The following is a 25,192-nucleotide window of genomic DNA, read 5'->3' as shown; positions in this document are numbered from 1 at the left end:
TCTCCTAAATTTTCAATTCGACATTTTCGGCGTGTAATACCAGTCGACTTTGGCCATTGCGACTCTGTTGTAGAGTCAGAAAGCCGCTGACCTGGACATCCACACCCGCTTTCAGCTTTTCTGTTACGCTATTAAAGCGTTCACCACTCATTACCACTTGGAGCAGACAGTAGACGTTTCTCGGCAATTCGGCTTCAAAACGTTGTGACTTGTGCTCCAACTGAATCACCGTATGTTCAATACCTGCAGGACTTCTAAAATGCCGACAACGTATGATCTTTCCGGATAATTCCAGATGGTTGGTGGTCACAGAAAAACTTACTCAGCGATCTCTTCAGCGTTTTCTTCATCCAGCTCAGCAGAATCTTCGTCAACAGCTCTGTCGCTGTTGGCTGCGCGACGTGAGTCACGTTCATCTTTTGCTTTGGCCATTGGAGAAACTTCGGTGATGGCAGCTTTAGTGCGCATAACCAGGCTACGCAGAACAGCGTCGTTGAAACGGAAAGCAGTTTCCAGTTCTTCGATAGACTCGGCAGTAGTCTCTACGTTCAACAGTACGTAGTGGGCTTTGTGCAGGTCCTGAATAGGATATGCCAGTTGGCGACGACCCCAGTCTTCCAAGCGATGGATCTTACCGCCTACAGCAGTGATAGTACCGGTGTAGCGTTCGATCATGCCAGGAACCTGTTCACTCTGATCGGGGTGAACTAAAAATACGATTTCGTAATGACGCATTTATTGCTCCTTACGGTTATTTAGCCTCTTTTGTGGCTCAGTCAAACCCCTACGAGGCAAGGAACGAAAATAAAGTGACTGATTTAGGCGCGAAATAGTACATAAAGGGAAGGGCAAACTCAAGCAATAACTTTGCCTATAGACAGTTCAAGGTTATTATGTGACGCTGATTTTAAGCAGTAACAGCATTAAGACTCCCAATACAATGACAAGATTTTCCATACTCGCATTTTCTACACTTTTGTCATCGCCAACCTGGGCTCTGGTTCCGCCGGATTATCATGAACCTACTAATAAGTTTACCGCCGAAGTCGAAGCCGGTTTTCAGTTAAATACAGGTAATACGGACTCTACCAGTTTCAACGGCCGCACCAAAATGGTGTATGACACAGCAAAGACAACTCAGGAAGGCACTTTCAAAGCTTATTATGCTGCCGATTCCGAAAGTACTACCTCTGAGAAGTACGACCTACAGATGCAATCAAACTTTAAGTTAAAAAGTGGATATGTCTTTGGTCGAGGCGAATTTGTCTGGGACAAGTTTGGCAGTTATACCGATATTTATACCATATCCAGTGGTTACGGTTTTGATGCCGTCAGTACCGGACGGACTAAACTGAGTTTGGAAGTTGGCCCTGGTTACCGTTACAACCTGCCCATTGCAACTGAAGACGAACCAAATCCGTCTTCTGAAACAGATGTGATCCTGCGTACCGCCGCTAAATTCGAGCAAAAAATTCACGAATACACCACCTTCAATGCCGACTTAACGGCGGAAGTTGGTGAAAACAATAATACAGTGACGCTGGATATGGGCTATAAAAATACCCTATTTCAGGACTGGGCCTTTAAAGTCGGTTTTTACGTTAAGTACACTGAAATCGTGCCAGAAGGTAGTAAACAGACCGATACCATTACCACCTTTAACCTGCTGTACACCTTCCAATAATGGCAAGGGGATGGCAAGGCCATCCCTTTTCACTACAGCGTTACCTTTAGCTTTGGCGCTGTCTCACCGCTTCAAACAGGCACACACCCGTTGCCACTGACACATTTAGGCTCGATACACTACCCGCCATGGGAATGGAAATTAAGGAATCACAATGTTCGCGGCTTAAACGGCGTAATCCTTTACCCTCTGCGCCCATCGCAATCGCTAATGGTCCACGCAGGTTTGCCTGATACAAAGTACCATCAGCTTCGCCAGCCGTACCCACAATCCACACGCCGCGTTCCTGCAATTGCGTCATGGTACGTGCCAGATTGGTCACCTGATACAAGGGTACGGTCTCTGCTGCGCCACAAGCTACCTTACTGACCGTTGGCGTTAATCCCGCCGAGTTATCTTTCGGCACAATCACGCCATGTACGCCGGCAGCATCGGCATTGCGCAAACAGGCGCCCAAATTATGTGGATCTGTCACTCCATCAAGAATAAGTAAAAATGGTATATCCGTCTTATCCAACAAATCCTCTAGGTCATTCTCGGTGAGGATCTTGGCAGGCCTAACACGAACCACTACCCCTTGATGCTGGGTACTCTCGGCCTTGTCATCCAGTGTTTTACGGTTTGCCTGTTGCGGCTTAATACCGACACTTTCTGCAAGTGCCAATAACGGCTGAATACGCTCGTCTTGACGACCGCTAAGCAACCACATCTCCAGAATACGTTCCGGAGCATTTTCAAATAATGAGGTAACGGCATGGATGCCAAACACCATTTCTGGTTTTTTCATCAATTTATTTCTTTCTCTTCGGCCGTTTTACGGCTTTGCTTTTATCGGACTTTACTGCTGATTTAGGTGCTGATTTTGCCGCAGATACTTTTTTACTCTTGTCCTTGCTGTTGCGACTTCGTCCCTTATTGGCTGTGAGTTTAGCGCCCTCTATATTCACCCGTTCCCTGGCGGTCATCGGTCGTTTGCCGCTACGATTGCGACCACGACTGCGTTGACCCATATCATCAACCATCAATAATTCGATCTGGCGATCATCCAGATTAACCGACGCTACTTTCACAGTTACCGGGTCACCTATCTGATAACTCTTACCTGTGTGCTCGCCGATCAAACGTTGCCGTAGCGGGTCGTATTGATAATAGTCACTGCCCAACGTGGAAATATGCACCAGACCATCAATAAACAGATCTTTCAGTCGCACGAACAAGCCAAAACTGGTCACTGAAGCCACTACCGCTTCAAATACGTCGCCGACATGATCCTGCATGAATTCGCACTTCAGCCAATCGGCAACATCTCGCGTTGCTTCATCAGCACGGCGCTCGGTATTGGAGCATTCCTCACCGAGTAAATCCAGCTCTTCCAGTTGATAATTGTAACCACCATCCGGCGTCCATTTATCCTGAACATCCGCAGCTGATGTTGCCAACAGGTAGCGAATAACCCGATGCAATACCAAATCAGGGTAACGCCGAATTGGCGAGGTAAAGTGAGCGTACTCTTCTAATGCCAAACCAAAATGACCGTCATTATCAGGCGTATAAATCGCCTGACGCATAGAGCGTAGTAACATCACTTGGATCAATTGTGCATCTGGCCGTTCCCGCACTTGCTCCATTAATGCCTGATAATCTGCGGGTTGTGGTTCTAATCCACCATTTAGTTTCAAACCACGTTCAGCAAGAAACTCTTTAAATTGCGTCAGCTTTTGTTCTGATGGTGCTTCGTGCACACGGTATAGCGTATGACCTTTATGCTTTTTCACAAATTTGGCGGCTGCAACGTTCGCCATAATCATACATTCTTCAATGATTTTATGAGCTTCGTTACGAACGCGAGGCACAATGCGGTCTATCTTACGTTGTGCGTTAAAGATGAACTGAGTCTCTTCAGTTTCAAAGCCAATCGCACCACGCGCCTGTCGTTGCTCATCCAGTGTCCGATAAAGCTCTTGTAATACCTGCAGATGCGGATAGAGATCCTGATACTGCTCAGGAACGTTTCCACTCTCCAACATGTCGGCCACTATGGTGTAGGTAAACCGCGCGTGAGAATGCATCACTGCCGGATAAAATTTGTAACCAGACAATCGCCCCGTCGCGGCGATAGTCATCTCCGCCACCATACATAAACGGTCAACACCAGGATTTAACGAACACAATCCGTTAGAGAGCTTTTCAGGCAACATCGGGATCACCTGAGAAGGGAAATACACGGAATTTCCGCGAGCACGAGCCTCAATATCGAGCACTGACTCAGTCCGCACATAGTAACTGACATCAGCGATAGCTACCCACAGACGCCAACCCCCGCCACGTTTGCGTTCAGCGTATACGGCATCGTCAAAGTCACGGGCATCTTCACCATCTATTGTCACTAACGGTAACTGCCGCAGGTCGATACGCCCTTCTTTATCAGTCTCTAGCACTTCATCAGGGATTTTCCGCAACCGCTTTTCAATCGCGACCGACCAGGTGTGGGGTAAATCATAATTTCGCAGGGCAATTTCAATCTCCATGCCCGGCGCCATATCTTTGCCCAATACTTCGGTAATCTTGCCTGCCGCTTTTACATAGCGCCCTGGACGTCGGGTTAATTCAACGACAACGACATCATTTTCACGCGCGCCATTACGATCGGCATTATCAATAAGAATTTCCTGGGTGACACGCTTGTCATCAGCGATAACGAAGCCCATGCCACAGTCCAGATGAAAACGCCCAACCAATGGTGCTGTTCGCTCTTCCAGCAAACGCACAATACGAGCTTCGGTGCGGCCACGCCCAATGGCTTTTTGCGCCAATACCCGATCACCGTGGAAATATTTGAGCATATCGCCATGGTGAATATAGAAGTCTTCACCGCCTTCATCAGGGTGAAAGAAACCGTAGCCATCTTTATGACCAATAATGGTTCCCGCAATCAGATCCATACGTTCAGGCAGGCCGTAGCATTGGCCACGGGTAAATACGAGCTGCCCATCACGCTCCATGGCGCGAAGACGGCGACGCAAAGCTTCCTGTTGTTCTTCGTCGTGGATATCTAACGCTTCCGCGATTCGATCGCGATTTAAAGGAGAGGGCTGGCTTTTTAGGTATTCGAGTATATATTCCCGACTGGGAATGGGATTGTTGTACTTCTCTTGTTCTCTCTCAAAATGAGGATCTTTAATCATTCAATTTCCATCTATTCATTAACCACTACAACTTACCTGTGTATGGTGGTTTTTCTTGCTTGTTCTACTTGACTGGCAGGCATCTTGGTTGCCAGTTTAGCCAGTAATTCACTGGCCCGTTTTTGGGTGGCGCTATCATTAAACGTCTGGTTATACAACCAATGATAGGCCATCAAATAATCTCGTGGACTACCGTAACCTTCGCCAAATAATTCCACTAACATCATTTGTGCAGGAAGATCACCGTTGGCAGCCGCTGAATAAACATATTGCACCGCACGTTGCTTATCCTGGATCAGGAATTTTCCTTCAGAATAATATTGTGCTATGCGTACCATTGCCTCAGCACTGCCCTGCTCTGCGGCGTTGCGCAGCAATTGCATACCGTGCGCAGGATCAGCTTTGACACACACGCCATAATTCAGCATCTCGCCCCATAAATACTGATACACGGGTTCTTTGAGCACATCAGCATGAGCCTCAATATCTTGAACGATCTGGCACTTGTCGGCCTTGATACGCTGCAGATAAGTATGATTGCGGATCATATGCAGTAGTTGCGCCTGACTATAGATATCCACAGCCCGGGTCTCTGCCGTCACCGGGATACTTAGGAGCATTAATGACACCACAACCATACGCAACATAAATCTTTCCAACGCTAAGGGCACCTATTGCTTATCATCGGCAGTATAACGCAATTCTATAGGAATTCCCGAAGAGGGTTACCTATAAAAAAGGCCGCTTACGCGGCCTTTTCTGAAACTTATTCGCTGAACGGATTCACCAGAATCATCGTTTCGTTGCGATCTGGCCCAGTAGAAATAATATCCACCGGCGTTTCTAACAGCTCCTCGATGCGCTTAACATAGTTAATCGCTGCTTGAGGCAGCTGTTCCAAAGAAGTTGCACCGAACGTGTTCTCACTCCAACCAGGAAGAGTTTCATATACCGGTGTCACCTGCTCATAGCCTTCTGCCGCTAAAGGAGTCACCTTGCTAACAGTGCCATCTGGCAGTTGGTAGCCGACGCAGATTTTCACTTCTTCAAGACCATCTAACACGTCAAGCTTGGTCAAGCACAGGCCACTCAAACTGTTGATCTGAATTGCACGGCGCATGGCAACAGCATCCAACCATCCTGGACGACGTCTACGGCCAGTAGTCGCACCAAACTCATGTCCCTTGGTAGAAAGATGTTCACCAATTTCACAAGTTAATTCAGTTGGGAATGGACCACCACCCACACGAGTAGAATATGCTTTGATAATGCCCAAGACATAATCAATGTAACGTGGGCCTAAACCACTACCAGTAGCAACGCCACCTGCAGTAGTGTTGGATGATGTTACGAACGGATAGGTACCGTGGTCGATATCCAGCATGGTGCCTTGAGCACCTTCGAATAGTATGGAGTCACCATTCTTACGTGCACTGTCGAGTAACTCAGTGACATCAACACACATACTCTTGAGGTAATCAGCCAGAGCTAATGAGTCTTCTAAGGTTTTCTCATAATCCACTGGCTCACACTTGTAATATTCAGTGAGGGTGAAGTTATGATATTCCATGACCTCTTTTAGCTTTTCGGCAAACTGCTTAGGATTGAATAAATCACCTAAACGCAAGCCACGACGGGAGATCTTGTCTTCATAAGCTGGGCCAATACCACGACCAGTAGTGCCGATAGCTTTATTGCCGCGCGCTTTTTCGCGAGCAACATCGAGTGCGCAATGGAATGGCAGGATCAGCGGACATGCTTCAGACAACAACAGACGTTCTTCAACAGGAACGCCTTTATCCTTCAGCATCTTGATCTCAGTCATCAGCGCTTCTGGTGATAACACAACACCATTGGCGATGACGCACTTGACGTTATCACGGAGAATACCAGATGGGATCAGATGAAGAACGGTTTTTTCACCATCGATGACCAGTGTATGACCAGCGTTATGGCCACCCTGATACCGAACCACGTATTTTGCCTGTTCTGTCAGAAGGTCGACAATCTTACCTTTTCCCTCGTCACCCCATTGAGTGCCGAGAACAACTACGTTTTTGCCCATTGTTTGCTGCAAGGTTGCGGTTAAAACAGGATTCTAACAGATTTTCGCCGCCGAGGTGCAAGTGTTTACGAAAAAATAATCAATATTGCCGCTCCGACCAGTACCAAAGCCGCGCCCAGTCGCTGCATGCTAGTCGCTGGCATTGCCGCGATTTGCTGCAGATAACTGCGCCAACGGTTGGGAAACAATAGTGGGCCGAGACCTTCCAACACCAGTACAATGCCCAAGGCCGTTAGCCAAAGTTGCCACCCCATAATAGGTTCCTCTCGTCTGAGACAGCTGTTATTTTGCCATAAAAAAACCCGGCATAACTGCCGGGTTTTTGCGAACACATAAAGCGATATTAACGCTTAGAGAACTGTGGTTTACGACGTGCTTTACGCAGACCCACTTTCTTACGTTCAACCTGACGAGCATCGCGGGTAACGAAGCCAGCAGCACGTAAAGTAGGACGCAGAGTTTCGTCCAGTTCCATCAGCGCACGGGTAATACCGTGACGGATAGCGCCAGCTTGACCAGTGATGCCACCGCCTTTAACGGTTACATACAGGTCCAGTTTATCAGTCATTTCTACCAGCTCGAGAGGCTGACGAACTACCATGCGGGCAGTTTCACGACCAAAATAAACATCCAGAGGACGCTTGTTTACTACGATATTACCACTGCCTGCTTTGGCAAATACGCGGGCAGTTGAAGTTTTGCGACGGCCAGTGCCGTAGTACTGAGTTGCAGCCATTTGCTTAATCCCGTTTAGATATCAAGAACTTGAGGTTGTTGTGCAGCGTGGTTATGCTCTGCGCCAGCGTAAACTTTCAGTTTACGGAACATGGCACGACCCAGAGGGCCTTTTGGCAGCATACCTTTAACTGCTTTCTCGATGATCATTTCTGGCTTATGAGCTTGCAGCTTCTCAAAGCTGATCTGCTTAATGCCGCCCGGGAAGCCGGAATGGGAGTAGTATGTCTTGCCCAAAGCTTTATTACCGGTAACGGTCACTTTCTCAGCATTGATCACGATGATGTAATCACCAGTATCAACATGAGGAGTATATTCAGGCTTGTGTTTACCACGGAGACGCAATGCGATTTCAGTGGCGATACGGCCCAAAGTCTTACCTTCGGCATCAACAACATACCAGTCGCGAGCTACAGTTTCTGGCTTGGCAGTAAAAGTCTTCATTATTACAAAAACCCAAAGTTAAATTCTGTCACATGTTGCCGCGGATGCAGACAACACTATATACCGTTTCTATGCCCCTTCGAGCATGTCATTGGTTTTAACCGCCCAACAAAGGACGGAGTAACGTGGGCAGGCGCAGGATTATAGACAAAGCTGAACTAAAAATCATCTGCTTTTTACAGCCAACCCAATATTTTTTACACTTAAAATCAGGGGTGATGTTCCAGCAACAAGTACTCTTTGGACTGCATCTCTACCAGTCTTGAACGACAACGGCGAAATTCAAAGGTCAACTGTCCTTGAGTATAGATTTGCGACAAGGGAACTGCTGCAGAAATGATCAGTTTAACGCGTCTTTCATAAAACTCATCCACCAACGCCAGAAAGCGACGGGCTATATCATCGCCAGTCTGTTGTGCGCCCATCTGTTCGACCCCGCGAACTAATACAGTATGAAACTGATGCGCCAACACCATATAATCCCGCTGACTTCTGGGGCCGTCGCAAAGCGCTCTAAAATCTGCCAGCAATACGCCTTGGCTACGCAGCTGCACGGGAATATGCCGCCCTTCCACATCCAGTGGTGCCGCAGTGATTTCTGTGCCATCGGTCAACTGACTGAAATAGGACCGCAAATTGTGCTCAGCTTGCTGGTCTAATGGAAAATGATAAATCTCTGCCTGTTCCAGCGTGCGCAACCGGTAATCAATGCCAGAATCCACATTGAGCACCTGACAATGCTGCTTGATTTGCGCAATGGCTGGCAAGAAACGGGCTCGCTGCAATCCGTTTTTATAAAGCTCATCTGGGATAATGTTGGAAGTTGCGACTAATACCATGCCCTTTTCAAACAGCGCCGTAAAAAGTGTACCGAGGAGCATCGCATCAGTAATGTCCGAGACGAAGAACTCATCAAAGCAGATCACCCGATACTGTTTTGCCATGCGTTCAGCAATGACCAGCAATGGATCACGAGTCCCTTTTAAACCGCCTAAATCCTGATGCACTCTTGCCATAAAATGATGAAAATGGGCGCGCAGTTTGCGATCATCCGGCAGCGACTCAAAGAAAATATCCATCAGATACGTCTTACCCCGGCCAACTCCGCCCCAGAGATATAATCCTTGCACCGGCTGCGGTTTGCCTCGGCCAATCCAACGTCGCCACCCTCTTTTTGCTGGCTTTTGCAGCAAATCATAGACCCGTTGTAACGCTCTCACGGCTCTTTCTTGAGCGGCATCATAGCTAAAATCTTCGCGAGTAAGATCTTGTTGATAATGTTCCCACGGCGTTATTTGTGACACTTGAAATCTTCTCTTTATGCCCTATGTGAAAAACATAGCCGGTAAAAAATAGGGCAAATGTTAACACGTCAACGCGAACCCGGTACAGATGGCCTCTGACATCATGGGTTTAGTCTATTGTTTTAATGGATTTTTTTATGAAAACCCCCAATAAAAATCGCCTTGATATAATTAATCTTTGTTAATGACTCGAACTTTTCAAAACAGCAGTCAGTCGGATTAAGTACAGATAGCTCACTGAGCTTTTTTAACGAATTCGCCGCCATATGGCAGAGCAAAACATCTGACTGATTCCGGATGAGGAGCAATAAATAGATGAAAACCAAATTATCACTGATTTCCGCCGCCCTGTTGGGGGCAAGCCTGATGCTAACACCTGTAGTCTCTCAGGCATCAATCCCTCAGGCGGTTGATGGTCAGAATGTGCCGAGCCTGGCCCCGATGCTGGAGAAAGTCACTCCCGCAGTCGTATCAGTTGCAGTTTCCGGCACCCATGTATCGCGCCAACGAGTACCGGATATTTTCCGCTATTTCTTCGGTCCTAATGCACCACAGGAACAAGTTCAGGAACAGCCCTTCCGCGGTCTGGGTTCCGGAGTGATCATTGACGCAGACAAAGGTTATATTGTGACCAACAACCATGTGGTTGATGGTGCTGATGAAATCAAGGTCGGGCTGCATGACGGTCGTGAATTCACCGCCAAACTGCTGGGCACTGATAAAGAATCAGATGTAGCGTTATTGCAGATTAAAGCAGATGACCTGACCGCCATCAAAACTGCTGATTCAGATGCGCTGCGTGTTGGTGACTTTGCGGTAGCTATTGGCAACCCCTTTGGTCTGGGACAAACCGTAACCTCCGGTATCGTCAGTGCCCTTGGCCGCAGCGGTCTGGGGATCGAAATGCTGGAAAACTTCATCCAGACCGATGCGGCGATCAACAGCGGTAACTCTGGCGGCGCATTGGTAAACCTTAAGGGTGAGCTGATTGGGATTAACACCGCGATTGTGGGACCGAATGGCGGCAACGTCGGGATTGGGTTTGCGATTCCGGCAAACATGGTACACAACCTAGTGAATCAGATTATCGAACATGGTGAGGTACGCCGTGGGGTTCTCGGGGTCATGGGTCGTGATCTGGATAGTAAATTAGCCGAAGGCTTTGGTCTGAAGTCACAACATGGTGGCTTTGTTAACGAAGTTGTCGCCGATAGCCCGGCAGCTAAAGCCGGTATCAAAGCCGGTGACGTGATAGTCAGCCTTGACGGTCGTCCAGTGAAGACCTTCCAGGAACTGCGAGCCAAGATTGGCACCATGGGCGCGGGTACTCAGGTGCAACTTGGTATCATCCGCGATGGTGACACCAAGACAGTTAAGGTAACGCTGGGTGATGCCGGCGAAATGAAAGAAGCCTCCGCTGGCGATGTGCATCCGATGTTGGAAGGCGCAACCCTTGAAAATGGCGATAAGGGGGTGGCCATTACCGCGATTGCCCAAGGCTCGCCGGCCGCGATGAGTGGACTACAGAAAGATGATGTCATCATCGGCGTAAACCGCACACGTATCGATAATCTGAAGCAGCTAAAAGAAGCGCTGAAAGATCAGAATAATGGCGGCGTTGCACTGAAGATCCGTCGTGGTAACAGCTTGCTATACTTGGTGCTGCGTGGTTAAGTGATCGCTGGATAAATGATGGAGTCGCGCTTGCGACTCCATTTTTTTATCCGGTCCACAGCTTTACTGCGTCTGACACTATTATGTGAGCGATACTTTACAAAACATGTTAATCTGACTCGAAATTTTTCCATTTAACGCCAACACGGACCGCCAACAATAATGTTTAAATCATCACTGATTTACCTAGCTAAAGCCGTCGCGTTCGGCCTGGTAATGGCTGCTGTGTTTATCCTGTTTACCCACTTTACCGGCAATCAGAATGGCGGATTACTGCAGTTTGGTAACGGCAGTAGTGAATTATCCTTTGCTTCGGCAGTGCGCAAAGCCGCCCCAGCAGTAGTTAACATTTACAGCCTCAGCGTTAACCAGGATCAGCCGTTAAATTCCAGCAAGCTACAGGGATTAGGCTCAGGGGTGATAATGAGCAAAGAAGGCTACATCATCACCAACTACCATGTGATTAACAAAGCCGATGAAATTGTGGTTGCCGTACAAGATGGCCGCAAATTCAGTGCAGATGTTGTCGGTATGGACCCAGAAACCGACCTCGCAGTACTCAAAATTGAGGGAGAAAATCTGCCCGTGGTGCCGATCAACCTCAAGCATTCCCCCAGAGTCGGTGACGTGGTGCTCGCTATCGGCAACCCCTATAACCTCGGGCAGACTATTACGCAAGGGATCATCAGTGCAACGGGCCGCAGTGGTTTAAGCAGCCGTTATCTCGATTTTCTGCAGACAGACGCTGCCATTAACGCCGGTAACTCGGGCGGGGCCTTGATAGACACCACCGGCAGTCTGATCGGTATTAATACTGCGGCCTATCAACTCACCAACGATGACAAAGCAGGTCATGGCATTAACTTCGCCATTCCTATTGAGCTGGCCTATAAAGTGATGGGCAAATTGATCAAAGACGGCCGGGTAATCCGAGGCGCACTGGGTATTTCCGGTGAACCCGTCAATCAAGTTATCGCTCAGATCCTAAATCTGCCCGATCTTAAAGGGATCTTCGTGACCAATCTGGATGCTGGCGGTCCGGCAGCGAAAGCAGGTCTGAAACCACGTGATGTCATCATCAAGTATCAGAATGAAGATGTCACCGGTGTTGAAATGATGATGGATCGCATTGCCGAAACCAAACCGGGGACCAAAGTGGATGTGCAGATTATCCGCGACGGCAAAACCATGGACATCCCCGTTATCATGGGTGAAAAGACTTCCCGAGATAACTGAGCGGCGATCGTCAAATAAAAACACCGGGCAATGCCCGGTGTTTTTATTTGAATGACCCTAACAGCTTAGTGACGCCAATCCTGCGGTTCTTCATCATCAGCTTCGTCGTCTTCTAGCTCTTCGTCACCCATGAAATAGGTGCCCCAACCGTCATAATCAACCTTGTGCTTGGCCGCCAATGCCAACAGTTGTTCACAAGCCTGATCCAGCAGCGCGACATCAAGAGAATGGTAGGCAATTGCATCAAAGCAAAACAGCACATCACCATCGTCTAACTCAACTTCTTCAGCATCGTTGACTTCAAAACCTAATTTAAACGCATCTACCGCAGCCTTTTCCAGACGATCAAAATCACTGGAAGAGAAATGATGCTCAATGGTGTACTCGGCATCAGCGTCAGAACCGTCATCCAGCAACGACTCTACAATATCGCGGTTTTCCTGCTTCTGGGCTTGCAGTTGTTGTTGAATACTCATAATTATCTCCAGTTGGCGCAATGCCGCTGATTATACTTCAGGATGATTAAGATCAGCAGCCATCATTTGTGCTGCTTCTGCATTTAATTGCGCCAGTTTACTCGCCATGCGCTGATGCACGTCAGCCGCAAATTCGCGGATCTGCCCGGAGCCGATCCCCTCGGTAGCAATCGGTTCCAGCAGTTCGATAATCACCACTCCGTTATTACGTTGACCAAGACGAATATGGTTCTGACTTGATGCGATGATTGGCACAATTGGAACTCCGGTTGCCACTGCGGTATGAAACGCCCCCATCTTAAACGGCAATAACCCACGACCACGACTGCGAGTCCCTTCCGGGAACACCCACAGTGAGAGTTTTTTCTGCTTAATCTTATGGGCTGCTTTTTTCAGGGTTGCCATTGCCCGTGAGCGATTCTTACGATCGATCAGTAAGTTACCTGACAACCAATAGATAATGCCAAATAAGGGGATCCACAGCAGGCTCTTCTTACCCAGCGATACAGTTCCTTTGGGAACGACATTCGCCAGAGTAAACAGATCATAGCTATTCTGATGATTCGCCAGAAAAATACAGGGCTGAAACTGGTTACGTTCAACGTGTCTGATGACAAGCCGAATGCCCAGCAGCGGAGTGACTGCGGCGAAACAGCGTGCTAATACATAGACATTGTCCCGGTGTAAGGGACGCAATACACATAGCACGACACTAAAACAGAACAGCAATACCAGCAGTAACACCAACAGCAAGCTTCTGAAGATTAACAGCACTATCTCGCTCCTCACAGGAAGGGGCGCCAGTATACCATCAAGCCGAGAACTCTCAACGCGCGGTTCAAACCAGCTCTTTGGGGCCTAATTTATGAAATACTAAAATAAATATTGGAACCCGCATTGAATGCAGCGTAAGGTGGACAGCAGCCTGAAGAGTCACGCCATGGCTTAAGCGCTGAAGTACACTCACCCTATGCAACTTCAGATAGGCTTAAGTTCAACTTAAGCCGTCATCGATAGACTTTTTCCGGGTTTAATGACTGTATCAGAGGACTTGATTATGCTGGCATTTATCCGTAATAACCTAGGAATTATCCTGTTTGCCATTCTGTTTTTCGGCGTGGTATTTGGCGGTATTTATTACGTGGAACATTCTCTCGAATCACAGGAACGAGTTGTTAACTGATCAGCGATATTTATGTCGTTGTTCACTATCATCAGGCTTCGGTGGCATCTCGGTTACTTTCAGTTGATCCATTAGGTGAGTCACTAACAAGGTAATCATGGCCAGAATGACCACTGGAATACCCAGATGCCGGGTCTGGGGCCACCACCAAACGACAACACCGGAGATCAGCAGCAGATAAAAACTCAGCATTTTTAGCTTCAGCACCCATGGGGTACGACCGAGCCATACCTGACAATGTGGACACTGGATTTCGGCGCTAAGGCCGTTACCGCGCTGTGTGATATGGTCTAGAAGAATACTCTTTCCGCAATGTGAACAGATCACGACTTACCTTTTCTTTTACCAAGGGGCGCTTATTCTAACAAAGAAGCACAGCCACACCATCAACTTTGTCACCCCACTGATTTAACATAACAATTTCCTTACGTCTGCCTTCATCCTGCTTTATGCTGCATTAAACGAACGTCATAAAATGCAAGTGGAGAGCCCATGTTAAGACAATTCATTCTAGCTGCTGCACTGATGGTGGCAGTGCCAGCATTGAGCGAGGAGGCGCATGAACTCCAGACGCTACAGCAGCTGCAACAGGGCTTGAGCCAAAGTATCCAGGAATTGCAACAGGCAAAAGGTGAATTGAAAGCGGTCACCGAGTATCACATCAAACAGCAAACACAAGCCTTGCGAGATGAACTTAAGTCACTGATGGATGAGGATAATGCCTCCACAGCACAGCTGTTGCCGCTGATTGATCAACAACAAAAGCAGTTACAAGCGTTTGACCGTTATTTTGACAAAGAGCTTGCGGCGATAGCGCAGCAACTTGGTCAGGGCAATGATGCCAAGCTGATGTTAGCAATAAGCCGCCGGGGACTTGAAAAGGATGCAATATTCCGCGATCAGCTGGAACTGTTGCAATGGGAACAAAGCCTTGGCGCCGATACCAGCAAGTCTCGGGAACAACTTAAGCAACAGCTGCTAACGCGTGCGCAGCGCCTACAAAGCCTCATCAGCTACAACCAACAGCAGATCACGCAACAAAATAACGAAATCAGTGTTGCCGGCGCCGATGCCAGTAATGAGCAGAAGGCCGCATTGGCCCAGCTCAAGGAACGGCTGAATAACAACAGTGACGGGCTCAGAAGCGATATCGCCATGCTAGACGAACTCGATGCCGATACTGCAGAACTAAAACAAACCCTGTTCTCTGTTTCAGGCAACATCACTCAGGATGTACTCAACGTCGGCTTTATTTCCAATCTGTTTCAACACTGGTTGGAAACCGCAGAATCCAAACTTATCGATGGCGGCCCAGGAATTGCGTTTAAGCTGCTAATTTTCCTTTTAATTCTTTTCTGCGCCCACTTATTGGCACGATTAGCCGAACGCTTGGTACGCAAAGCGGTCGGCACTTCCAAACTAAACTTCAGCATGTTACTGCAAGACTTCTTTACCGGGTTATCCGGTAAGGTGGTGATGACACTTGGACTGCTGATCGCCTTGTCACAGTTAGGTTTTGAACTTGGCCCATTGTTGGCGGGCTTTGGTATTGCCGGGGTGATTATCGGGTTTGCGTTGCAGGATACATTATCGAATTTTGCCTCGGGGATGATGATCCTCATCTATCGTCCTTTCGACGTCGGCGATTTGATTGTCGCTGCCGGAGTCACTGGCAGAGTCAGCCATATGAGCTTGGTATCCACCACCATTAAAACGCTCGATAATCAGCGGCTGATCGTGCCTAACAACAAAATCTGGGGCGATACCATCAACAATATCACCGCCGAGCAGTATCGCCGCATCGACATGACCTTTGGCATCAGCTACAGCGACGATATAGAACAGGCAGAAAACGTGCTGAAACAGATTGTCAAAAATCATCCCAAAGTACTGACTTTCCCAGAATCCAATGTCAGATTACATCTGCTGAACGAGTCTTCTGTCGATTTTATCGTACGGCCTTGGGTGGCTCCGGATGATTACTGGGAAGTTTATTGGGATATCACCCGCGCCGTGAAAATGCGTTTCGATCAGGAAGGGATCAGCATCCCATTCCCACAACGGGATGTGCATTTTTATCGCGGCTAACCATAAAAAAAGTGACAGCATCATGCTGTCACTTTTTTATGCGGATACCATTGCATTCAGAACGCCTTAGTCGTCATGCACGGGTCGCCGCGCCGGGAATACTTTGCGTACCAGGATAAAGAACAACGGCACCAAGAAAATCGCCAAAACCGTTGCGGTAATGGTACCACCGACAATCCCGGTACCTATCGACATACGGCTTGCCGCTCCGGCACCTGTTGAAATCGCCAACGGCAACGTACCGAAAATAAAGGCCAATGAGGTCATCAGAATCGGTCGTAAGCGCAATTTAGCCCCTTCCAATGCGGCATCAAATGCTGATTTACCGCGTTCATAGGCAACTTCCGCGAATTCAACAATCAAAATGGCATTTTTGGATGACAGCCCAATGGTGGTCAACAACGCCACCTGGAAGAAAATGTCATTTTCCAACCCACGCAACATGGCCGCCGCCGCCGCACCGATCACCCCGAGAGGGATCACCATAATCACCGACATCGGCACGGTCCAGCTCTCATACAAGGCTGCCAGACATAAGAACACCACCAGAATGGAAATACTGTACAGCAAGGTAGACTGGCTGCCGGCGATCTGCTCCTGGTAGGACAAACCACTCCAGGCGTAAGACGTTGCCCCTTCGGGTAACACCTGCTTCGCCAGTTTGACAATTTCATCCATGGCATCGCCGGAACTGACGCCGTTAGCAGCACCCTGAATTTCAATAGAAGCGTTGCCGTTAAACCGAGTCAGACTTTGCGGCCCGGAGCCCCAGACAACATCACTGAATGACGAGAATGGTGTCATCGACACGTCGCCCTGACTGTCACTGCCTCTGACGAACCAGAATCTCAGGTCATCCGGCTGCGAGCGATAGTTAGCATCGCCTTGAACATAGACCTTCTTAACACGGTTCTTATCAATGAAATCATTGACATAGCTGCCTGCCCACGCCGTACTGAGGGTGCTGTTAACGTCCGACAAGCTCAGACCCAACGCTGCCGCTTTAGCGGTATCAATATGTACTTTGAGCTCCGGGGTGTCACTGAGTGTGCCCTCACGTAACGAGGTCAAAAACGGATCTTTACGCGCAGCAGCTAATAATGTTTTGGAGTATTCGGTTAACTGTGAACGTTCAACGCCCACATTAGCGAGTAACTCATAGGAGAAACCGCTACTACGTCCTAAACCGCGCACGGGTGGTGGTGCCATCGCAAATACGCGGGCATCGCGGATCGTCGTAAAATAACGGTTGGCACGAGCGGCGATAGCCTGCGCACTATTTTGCTCACCAGGACGCTCGTCCCAGTTCTTAAACGCGAGGAATGCCATCCCGGCATTCTGACCGGAACCGCTAAAACTAAAGCCAGAGATGGTAAAAATGGTTTTTAGATTGGCTTTTTCTTCAGTCAGAAAATAATGCTGGATCTGTTTCGCAACCTCTCGCGCACGTTTCACAGACGCACCAGTCGGCAAGTTATACTGCACCATCAAAATGCCCTGGTCTTCATTGGGTAGAAAACCTTTGGGCAAGTGGGTCATCATTGCCGCCAAACCGGCAATGATTAACAGGTACACCATCATCCAGCGTATTGGACGACGCAGCACACTTGCGACCTGATGACCGTAGCGTTCGCTGAAGCGATCAAAAGTGCGGTTAAACCATATAAACAATCCCCGAGAAGGCTTCTCATGATCAATGGGCTGCAACAAGCTGGCACACAAAGTCGGACTAAGGGTCAAGGCCACGATTACAGACAACAACATGGAAGACACAATCGTCACAGAGAACTGACGGTAGATTACCCCGGTGGAACCGCTAAAAAAGGCCATCGGCAGGAACACTGCAGATAGCACCACTGCGATACCGATCAGCGCCGAGCTAATCTCTTTCATGGATTTTATGGTAGCAGCCCGCGGCGATAGCTTCTCTTCACGCATCAGACGTTCAACGTTTTCCACCACCACAATTGCGTCATCCACCAGCAGACCAATGGATAACACCATGCCAAACATGGTCAGAGTGTTAATGGTAAAGCCAAAAGCTTCCAATACGCCAAAGGTACCCAGCAATACTACAGGTACGGCAATTGCCGGGATCAATGTGGCGCGCCAGTTCTGCAGGAATATCCACATCACCACCACTACCAATAGCACGGCTTCAAACAGCGTTTTCACCACTTCTTCAATGGAGACACGAATAAAATCCGTACTGTCACGGGGGAAAGCGATTTGGTAGCCTTCCGGCAATTCCTTATTGAAATTGGCGATGGTCTTTTTAACTAATTCAGCAGTGGTCAACGCGTTGGCACCGGGCGCCAGCATAATCGCCATACCGGAAGCCGGGTGTCCATTGACCCGAGGTTGGCTACTGTAATTTTCACTACCCAATTCTACTCGAGCGACATCTTTGAGCTTAACATCCGCGCCACTATCACTGTGCTTAACAATGATATTTTCAAACTGTTCCGGAGTCTGCATCATTGACTGCGCCGTGACCGTCGCATTCAGTTCCTGATCGGCGAGAGACGGCAACTGACCAATGCCCCCGGCAGCCACCTGCGCGTTCTGGACTTTTAATGCTGAAACAATATCCGAAGGGATTAGGTCATACGCGGCCAACTTGGTGGGATCCAACCAGATCCGCATAGCATGTTGGCCACCAAACACCCGAGTATCGCCAACACCAGGCAAACGTGCGATAGGGTCTTGCATGTTCGATACGATAAAGTCCGCCACATCATATGAGCTGGCTTTATCCGTGGTATCAAACATCGAGAAAACCAGCAGGAAGTCGCTTTGTGATTTGGTCACATTGACCCCTTGTGACTGCACCGCGGTGGGCAATCGCGACGTCACTTGCTGCACTTTGTTCTGAACCTGAACCTGAGCCGTATCTGGATCAGTTCCCTGCTCAAAAACCACAGAAATTCTGCTCTGACCGGTACTTGAGGTAGAGGAAAAATACAGTAAGCCATCGAGACCAGTGAGCTGCTGCTCCAACACTTGCGTCACGCTGTTTTCGACGGTTTGTGGATCGGCACCGGTATAATTTGCAGCGATATTGATGGTGGGGGGCGCGACATCGGGATATTGCGCCACCGGCAGGGATACAATTGAAAATACCCCCGTCAGCATAATAATAATGGCAATAACCCAGGCAAAGACCGGACGGTCAATAAAAAAACGAGCCAACATAATTAATGTCCTTCCTGGCTACCGGTTTCTAATGTCACGGTTTCTGCTTTTACCGATTGTCCCAGTTGGACTTTATTTGACCCTTCAACGACCAGCAAATCACCCGCTTCCAGCCCTGAAGTAATGACCCATTGATCGCCAATGGCCTGCTCCGTGGTGACGAGCTTTTTAGCTAATTTGCCATCTTTGCCCACTACTAATGCATATGCCTGTCCCTGATTGTCGCGCGCGATACCGCGCTGCGGCACCTTAATCCCTTGTTTATCAACAGCCACTTGCAACTTAGCTCTCACAAACATGCCAGGGAGCAGCACATCCTCCGGATTGGCGAACTCAGCCCGCAAGACAACCGAACCGGTAGAACGATCGACAGACACTTCGCGCATCTTCAGCTTACCTTTGTGCGCATATTCACTGCCATCTTCCAGGATCAGACTGACCTCTGCATTGCCCTTTTCCACGCCAGCCCGTGACAGAATTTTTCGCAGTTGCAACATATCCTTGCTGGATTCATTCAGATCGACATAGATAGGATCTAAAGTATTGATAGTGGTTAAAGCTGTACTTTGAGCGGCACTCACCAGTGCGCCGGGAGTAACGTTAGAAATGCCGATATAACCACTGATCGGTGCGGTGATTTTGGTTCGTTCTAGGTCAATGCGGGCACTTTTCAGTGCCGCCCGATACCCGGCTACGCTGGCATCGGCTTCCATAAAGGCTGCATGTGCATCTTCAGCATCCTGATGTGAAACGCTTTTTTCTTTCAATAATGCTTGGTAGCGAGTGTCTTTCAATCTGGCAGCTTCCAGCGTTGCCATTGCCGTACGCAGATTAGCGTCAGCTTTATCATATGCAGCTTCGTAAGTCGCAGCGTCTATCTGATACAACACATCGCCAGCATTGACTTTAGCGCCTTCAGTAAACTGGCGTTGCTGGATAATCCCGCCTACCTGAGGACGCACTTCTGCGCTCAGCGAGGCCACGGTTCGGCCTTGCAAAGTAATCGTTAGCGGAAAAGATTGCTGAATCACTTTAACTACGCCAACCGTCGCTTCGGTTTCGGTAGCTTTTTGTTGTTCCTGACAGGCGGTCAGCAAACCGGCAGTTGTAAGGACGCCGAGAGACATAATTATTGTTTTTATCATGGGGTGGGTTCTTATCAGACGACTTAAACAGACTGCACGATAAAGCAAGAGTGATTTATCGCCAAGTCTCAAACAGGGGAAAATCGGTAAATCTGCGATAATAATTATTTCAAAGTGTTAACACATTCATAATAACAAAGCGAAATTAGACGCTGTAAAACATGTTAATTATTGAAATTTAATAGATAATCATTAAATAAATGATAATCTTCGCAACTGCTCTATAAACCGCAGATATTACCGTCGTCATCCACATCAATATGCAGGTATCCCGGATTCAGTCCGAGTCCCGGCATGGTCATCACATTACCCGCTAACGCGGTGACAAATCCGGCGCCCGCATTTAACTTGAGTTCGTTTATCGGCACCGTAAAACCGCGGGGAACCCCTTTAAGCTTGGCATCATGACTGATAGACATCGGCGTTTTCGCCATACACACAGGTAACGAGCCGGCACCAAGCTGTTTGATTTCCTGCAATTGCTGTTGTGCTTTCGCTGACAGCGAAAACCCTGCGGCGCCATAGCCCAGCTCCGTGAGCGTCGCCAGACTCTGCTCTAATCCAGCATCAGGGTCATACAGATAGTGGAATTGCGCGGGTTGCTGCAGCGCAGTCAATACCGCTTCAGCCAGCGCGGTCGCACCCGCCGCGCCTTTAGCAAAGGCTTCGCTGACAACACAGTCACTCGCCCCCGCAGTAATTGCAGCCTGTTGCAGCCAGGCTAACTCTTGCTCGCAATCCTGAGGAAAACGATTGATCGCCACGACCACTGGCACACCATAACGACGAATATTGGCTAGATGCCATGCCAGATTGGCAAATCCCTGCTGCAATGCCGTTAAGTCTGCTGCATTGATATCCTGCTGATGCACCTCTGCATGACTTTTTAACGCTTTCAAGGTGACCACCAGCACCGCACAATCCGGTTGATGTCCAGAGGCTCTCACCTTGATATTACAGAATTTTTCAAAGCCCATATCTGAACCGAAACCGCCTTCGGTCACCACATAATCAGCGAGTTTCAGTGCAACTTCATCGGCAATAATAGAGGAATTGCCATGGGCAATGTTGGCAAAAGGTCCGGCATGGATCAGGCAAGGTGCGCCATTAAGTGTTTGCATTAATGTCGGCTCAATCGCCTGACGCATTACCGCCGTCATAGCGCCAGCGACGCCTAACATCTCGGCAGTGATGGGGGCACCAGATTTATCGTAGGCCAGCAGTAACCGTCCGATACGCTGACGCATATCTTTGAGATCACAACTCAGCGCCAATACTGCCATCAATTCAGATGCCGCAGTAATTGCAAAACTGGCGGAGTGCTGAGGACCATTATTACGCCCCAGTCCCACTTCAATCTGCCTTAATGCGCGATCGTTATGATCCGTCACCCGCGGCCACAACAACCGTTCGGGATCGATATGCAACGGCGACAACCCACTCTGACGTTGAAACTCCTCTGCGCCGAGGCGGGTCTCGTGGTGCAGACGCGCATCCAGCGCTGCCGCCGCGAGATTATGCGCGCTACTCACGGCATGAATATCGCCCGTCAGGTGTAGATTTAACTCCTCCATCGGCACCACTTGGGCGTAACCACCGCCGGCAGCACCGCCTTTCACCCCAAATACCGGCCCCATGCTCGGCTGACGTAAACAGACACAGACTTTTTTATTGAGCGCATGCAGCGCCTGCGTTAACCCGATACTGGTAACCGTTTTACCTTCACCATAAGGTGTGGGGTTGATGGCTGTGACCACAATAAATTTGCCGCTGGGCTTATTGGCCAGCCGCGGTAATACGTTGAGCTGCACCTTGGCCTTGGCATCACCGAGCGTATGATATTCCTGCGAGGTCAGCCCTAACGACTGGGCCACTTCGCCGATGGGGCGTCTGGGACTTTGACGGGAAATTTCAATATCAGACAACATGTAGGGGTTCCTGCTCTTTGGCGGGTTTTATTATGAGCGCGCATACTAGAGCAATCCGTGCTCCGGTAAAAGTGATATACAGTTTCAGAAGAAAATTACACAATCCATATCAAAAAACAGCGGTCTTTACTGGCAACTGCCTTAGTCCAAAAAGGTTACCTGACCAATCAGATGGGGCCGACGCCCTTTTTGATCACGTAATTCGAAGCGAATGCCCGTCTCGGAAGTTTCCGCATTAAAACTTACCCGTGCAGGCATAAACAATGGCAACTTAAATTCCACATCAATGGCGACGGGACGGTCACGGATTTGTGGCATTAGCTCAGCGACACAGCGCGCTTTCGACCACATACCATGTGCTAACACTCGGTCAAAACCAAAGCGCTTTGATAACAATGGGTGTAGATGAATGAGATTGTAATCACCGGAAGCTCTGGCGTAACGACGGCCAAGATCTTCACCCAGTTCCCAGAACACCGGTTGTTGCCAATCCATATCGGAACCCTTGGGTGGCCGAGCCCGGCGGCCTGGCTTGTCCATGCGGTACAGGTAAACAGAAGACGCTTCCCACACCAACGCTTCACCGTTGTATATCTTGGAGACTAATTCAAACTCCAGTCCAGAATCAGTTTCACGACTAGCACCAACAGAACAATCAATATCCAGACACTCATCTACTGCAACGGCCCGATAGCAACGGATCTGGTTGCGTAAATGGATCAGCCCTAATAACGGGAAGGTAATCGCGTCATGAGTAAAGATAGTGGCATGCAATCGAAACGCCGCGACATACAGATAGGTGGGAGGCAGGAATTGTCCATCAAACGCATAGCCGCACACGTCAGCATACTCTGCTACTTTAACCGCAGATAACTGTACTTGACGGGCACTCACCTGAAGATGTGGCAAAGGCTGCTGATCCCAGCCTGGCTTGCGCCCAAAGAAAATCTTGCGATATAAGGAAAACAACGAGGGCATTGCCCGCAATTCCAAACAGGATTCCATCACCAACGTCTACCACTCCTATTTCACACAGATGAGTATTATAACCATACTTTGCTTCAGGTCTTAGTACGAATTCACGTTCAGCAACGGTAACCAGTGCCAATGATCTTTGAGTATGAGACACTATGCACTTTCCACACCCTAAGTTATTCCGTCGTGCAGGACAAGAACTTCGATAAACTGGCGCAAAAATTTGCCCATAACATTTACGGCACCACCAAAGGTGATATCCGGATGGCAGTGCTTTGGCGTGATTTGCAGGAGCAACTACCATTATTGGGCCAAAAGCCCCTGCGTATTCTGGATGCTGGCGGCGGCTTTGGTTATTTCAGTTTGAAGCTCGCACAGCTGGGTCATCAGGTAGTGCTATGCGATATCTCAGAAGCGATGTTACAGCAAGCACAGCAATTGATTGATGCAGAGCCATCCGCTGTGGATATTTCACTGGTTCACGCGCCCATTCAAGAGTTGAAAGCGGAAGAGCTGGGCCAGTTTGATCTCATTCTCTGTCATGCTGTCGCTGAATGGCTAGCGGACGCCAAGGATACCTTGCAACAATTGCTGACGCTGTTGCAACCCAGCGGTTTGTTCTCGCTGATGTTTTACAACAAGGAAGCGATGCGCTTCCATGCACTCACCGCCGGTAATTTTGACTATGTGCGCAACGGCCTTAAATCCAAAAAGAAAAATCGTCTGAGCCCAGAACATCCGCTGGAAATCCCGACGGTCCGGAAATGGTTCGATGAGTGGTCATTGACGTTACGGTGCGCATCCGGTGTGCGTGTCATTCACGACTATATGAACAAACGGATGCCTGATAACTATGATGAACGCCAGTTGATCGATATTGAACTCGAATACTCCCGGCGTGAACCTTATCTGTCGTTAGGACGTTATATCCATTTTATCGGCCACAAACACTGATTAGTTTGCACTAATATCGCATGGTTGCTGCCAGCAATTACGTATGTTAGCGCCTGCCTGTCGCAGATACTGCAGCAAGCTGCGATCTCCGGCAAGATGACCGCTACCAACGGCCACAAACAGTGGCTGTGATTGCTGTGCTAACAGTTGCTGCAAACGCTCAGCCATCTGGCGATTACGCTGCCAGAGCATTTTGTCCAGCATCTGGTATCCACCTTCGGTTTCCAGCTGTTGGCGCATTAATTTAGCAATGGTGGCTTCATCACCACGGCGCCAGGCATCTACCAAAGCCTGAATATCCGTATCCGGAGCTTCAATACTGTCTCTGACCATTGCCCACTGAATATCCATATCAAAACTAGACAACATCGCCAGTTGGCTGCGAGTACTCTCTAATTCCAACAACGGCCGCGCACCATTAAGAGTCAATAGTTGCTGTTCAACACCAAATTGGGGCGACAACCCCATTTGAGTAAAACGCAACATACTGATTTGAATTGATTGTAGCCAAGGTGAAAACTGCGCAAGCTGCTGACAGATCCCTAATGGCTGACAGTATGCATCCAATAGCTTGCGGGTCGGGGCATCAGCCTCAGCAGGTTGCATCCCATATTGCGCAACCCATTGAGAGATTTTGGGATCACGAACATCGGCCTCAAGTACCAACGCAGAGGATTGCTGAAAGGCGCGCATTATCGGTGGTGGCAGCGGGTAAAAGTTGGCCTTCCCCACATGAAAAGAACCCAGAATCCAAGCCGTCTTTCCCTGTAACTCCACTTGGTAAAATAATGGCGTCAAAGGCGGTGCAGCGGCATACGCTGTGTTCAAAAATAGGGCAAAACCCCATAGCAATCCTATCCAGCGGCTTGTTGACACCATTGGGGTTCCTTATAATTCCCATAAATTTACTAAAGGGATCCG

The 25,192-nt window shown here is 48.8% G+C and carries 24 protein-coding genes; 6 read left to right on the top strand and 18 right to left on the bottom strand.

Features of this window, described 5'->3' with window-relative positions; genetic code table 11:
- Positions 1 to 4 precede the first annotated feature (4 nt).
- Both priB and rpsF read right to left on the bottom strand, forming a co-directional pair.
- Positions 5 to 310 (bottom strand): primosomal replication protein N, encoded by a 306-nt coding sequence (gene priB, locus KDN34_RS02210; protein ID WP_212595318.1) that lies wholly within the window; start codon positions 308 to 310, stop codon positions 5 to 7.
- An 8-nt stretch (positions 311 to 318) separates the two neighbouring features.
- Entirely contained in the window at positions 319 to 735 is a 417-nt protein-coding gene (gene rpsF, locus KDN34_RS02205; RefSeq protein WP_212595317.1) for a 30S ribosomal protein S6, read from the bottom strand.
- 205 nt (positions 736 to 940) lie between these two features.
- Here rpsF and KDN34_RS02200 point away from each other — a divergent pair, with 205 nt between their 5' ends.
- On the top strand, positions 941 to 1,684 hold the full coding sequence (locus KDN34_RS02200; RefSeq protein WP_212595316.1) for a DUF481 domain-containing protein: 744 nt from the start codon (positions 941 to 943) through the stop codon (positions 1,682 to 1,684).
- A gap of 46 nt (positions 1,685 to 1,730) precedes the next feature.
- On the opposite strand, the gene rlmB is transcribed toward KDN34_RS02200, so the two are convergent.
- The 8 genes from rlmB to zapE form a co-directional block, all read right to left on the bottom strand.
- The gene (gene rlmB / locus KDN34_RS02195) at positions 1,731 to 2,471 is read right to left on the bottom strand and encodes a 23S rRNA (guanosine(2251)-2'-O)-methyltransferase RlmB (protein ID WP_212595315.1); all 741 of its coding nucleotides are present in this window, start codon (positions 2,469 to 2,471) and stop codon (positions 1,731 to 1,733) included.
- A gap of 4 nt (positions 2,472 to 2,475) precedes the next feature.
- Positions 2,476 to 4,869 (bottom strand): ribonuclease R, encoded by a 2,394-nt coding sequence (gene rnr / locus KDN34_RS02190; protein ID WP_212595314.1) that lies wholly within the window; start codon positions 4,867 to 4,869, stop codon positions 2,476 to 2,478.
- Positions 4,870 to 4,901: 32 nt separating this feature from the next.
- On the bottom strand, positions 4,902 to 5,516 hold the full coding sequence (locus KDN34_RS02185; protein ID WP_212595313.1) for a tetratricopeptide repeat protein: 615 nt from the start codon (positions 5,514 to 5,516) through the stop codon (positions 4,902 to 4,904).
- 119 nt (positions 5,517 to 5,635) lie between these two features.
- A complete protein-coding gene (locus tag KDN34_RS02180) occupies positions 5,636 to 6,934 on the bottom strand; it encodes an adenylosuccinate synthase (RefSeq protein WP_212595312.1) in 1,299 nt (432 codons plus the stop codon).
- Positions 6,935 to 6,999: 65 nt separating this feature from the next.
- A complete protein-coding gene (locus tag KDN34_RS02175) occupies positions 7,000 to 7,188 on the bottom strand; it encodes a DUF2065 domain-containing protein (protein ID WP_212595311.1) in 189 nt (62 codons plus the stop codon).
- Positions 7,189 to 7,277: 89 nt separating this feature from the next.
- On the bottom strand, positions 7,278 to 7,670 hold the full coding sequence (rpsI, locus tag KDN34_RS02170; RefSeq protein ID WP_212595310.1) for a 30S ribosomal protein S9: 393 nt from the start codon (positions 7,668 to 7,670) through the stop codon (positions 7,278 to 7,280).
- A 14-nt stretch (positions 7,671 to 7,684) separates the two neighbouring features.
- Positions 7,685 to 8,113: a 50S ribosomal protein L13 gene (gene rplM, locus KDN34_RS02165; RefSeq protein WP_212595309.1), complete on the bottom strand. Its 429-nt coding sequence runs from the start codon at positions 8,111 to 8,113 to the stop codon at positions 7,685 to 7,687.
- A 209-nt stretch (positions 8,114 to 8,322) separates the two neighbouring features.
- Positions 8,323 to 9,417, bottom strand: coding sequence for a cell division protein ZapE (gene zapE / locus KDN34_RS02160; protein WP_212595308.1), 1,095 nt, complete (start codon positions 9,415 to 9,417; stop codon positions 8,323 to 8,325).
- 315 nt (positions 9,418 to 9,732) lie between these two features.
- Here zapE and KDN34_RS02155 point away from each other — a divergent pair, with 315 nt between their 5' ends.
- Positions 9,733 to 11,091: a DegQ family serine endoprotease gene (locus KDN34_RS02155; RefSeq protein WP_212595307.1), complete on the top strand. Its 1,359-nt coding sequence runs from the start codon at positions 9,733 to 9,735 to the stop codon at positions 11,089 to 11,091.
- 159 nt (positions 11,092 to 11,250) lie between these two features.
- Entirely contained in the window at positions 11,251 to 12,327 is a 1,077-nt protein-coding gene (gene degS / locus KDN34_RS02150; protein WP_212596490.1) for an outer membrane-stress sensor serine endopeptidase DegS, read from the top strand.
- Positions 12,328 to 12,392: 65 nt separating this feature from the next.
- Here the strand turns inward: degS and rraB are convergent, their stop codons facing one another.
- Together rraB and KDN34_RS02140 are read right to left on the bottom strand one after the other, a co-directional pair.
- Complete coding sequence (gene rraB / locus KDN34_RS02145) at positions 12,393 to 12,803, bottom strand: ribonuclease E inhibitor RraB (protein WP_212595306.1); 411 nt, start codon at positions 12,801 to 12,803, stop codon at positions 12,393 to 12,395.
- Positions 12,804 to 12,833: 30 nt separating this feature from the next.
- Positions 12,834 to 13,577, bottom strand: coding sequence for a 1-acylglycerol-3-phosphate O-acyltransferase (locus tag KDN34_RS02140; RefSeq protein WP_212595305.1), 744 nt, complete (start codon positions 13,575 to 13,577; stop codon positions 12,834 to 12,836).
- Positions 13,578 to 13,860: 283 nt separating this feature from the next.
- On the opposite strand from KDN34_RS02140, the gene KDN34_RS17485 reads away from it, so the two are divergent.
- Positions 13,861 to 13,986 carry a hypothetical protein gene (locus KDN34_RS17485; RefSeq protein WP_267459536.1) on the top strand — a complete coding sequence of 42 codons (126 nt, stop codon included), beginning with the start codon at positions 13,861 to 13,863 and terminating at the stop codon, positions 13,984 to 13,986.
- Here the strand turns inward: KDN34_RS17485 and KDN34_RS02135 are convergent, their stop codons facing one another.
- Positions 13,987 to 14,313, bottom strand: a complete 327-nt coding sequence (locus KDN34_RS02135; RefSeq protein WP_212595304.1) for a hypothetical protein — start codon at positions 14,311 to 14,313, stop codon at positions 13,987 to 13,989.
- A gap of 165 nt (positions 14,314 to 14,478) precedes the next feature.
- On the opposite strand from KDN34_RS02135, the gene KDN34_RS02130 reads away from it, so the two are divergent.
- Positions 14,479 to 16,074: a mechanosensitive ion channel domain-containing protein gene (locus KDN34_RS02130; RefSeq protein WP_212595303.1), complete on the top strand. Its 1,596-nt coding sequence runs from the start codon at positions 14,479 to 14,481 to the stop codon at positions 16,072 to 16,074.
- A gap of 66 nt (positions 16,075 to 16,140) precedes the next feature.
- Here KDN34_RS02130 and KDN34_RS02125 read toward each other — a convergent pair whose 3' ends face one another.
- From KDN34_RS02125 to KDN34_RS02110, 4 genes are all read right to left on the bottom strand, one after another.
- Positions 16,141 to 19,269: an efflux RND transporter permease subunit gene (locus KDN34_RS02125; RefSeq protein ID WP_212595302.1), complete on the bottom strand. Its 3,129-nt coding sequence runs from the start codon at positions 19,267 to 19,269 to the stop codon at positions 16,141 to 16,143.
- A 2-nt stretch (positions 19,270 to 19,271) separates the two neighbouring features.
- Positions 19,272 to 20,414 carry an efflux RND transporter periplasmic adaptor subunit gene (locus KDN34_RS02120; protein WP_212595301.1) on the bottom strand — a complete coding sequence of 381 codons (1,143 nt, stop codon included), beginning with the start codon at positions 20,412 to 20,414 and terminating at the stop codon, positions 19,272 to 19,274.
- Positions 20,415 to 20,635: 221 nt separating this feature from the next.
- Positions 20,636 to 22,342 (bottom strand): formate--tetrahydrofolate ligase, encoded by a 1,707-nt coding sequence (locus tag KDN34_RS02115; RefSeq protein WP_212595300.1) that lies wholly within the window; start codon positions 22,340 to 22,342, stop codon positions 20,636 to 20,638.
- 141 nt (positions 22,343 to 22,483) lie between these two features.
- On the bottom strand, positions 22,484 to 23,320 hold the full coding sequence (locus KDN34_RS02110) for a MaoC family dehydratase (RefSeq protein WP_212596489.1): 837 nt from the start codon (positions 23,318 to 23,320) through the stop codon (positions 22,484 to 22,486).
- Positions 23,321 to 23,503: 183 nt separating this feature from the next.
- On the opposite strand from KDN34_RS02110, the gene KDN34_RS02105 reads away from it, so the two are divergent.
- Positions 23,504 to 24,271: a methyltransferase domain-containing protein gene (locus KDN34_RS02105; protein ID WP_212596488.1), complete on the top strand. Its 768-nt coding sequence runs from the start codon at positions 23,504 to 23,506 to the stop codon at positions 24,269 to 24,271.
- On the opposite strand, the gene KDN34_RS02100 is transcribed toward KDN34_RS02105, so the two are convergent.
- Positions 24,272 to 25,150, bottom strand: coding sequence for a TraB/GumN family protein (locus tag KDN34_RS02100; RefSeq protein WP_212595299.1), 879 nt, complete (start codon positions 25,148 to 25,150; stop codon positions 24,272 to 24,274). It abuts the gene before it with no gap.
- Positions 25,151 to 25,192 lie beyond the last annotated feature (42 nt).

The organism is Shewanella yunxiaonensis (assembly GCF_018223345.1).
In the GTDB taxonomy this organism is placed as follows: domain Bacteria; phylum Pseudomonadota; class Gammaproteobacteria; order Enterobacterales; family Shewanellaceae; genus Shewanella; species Shewanella yunxiaonensis.
Note: the sequence above shows the minus strand (reverse complement) of the source record. Positions and strands in the feature narration are given on the sequence as shown.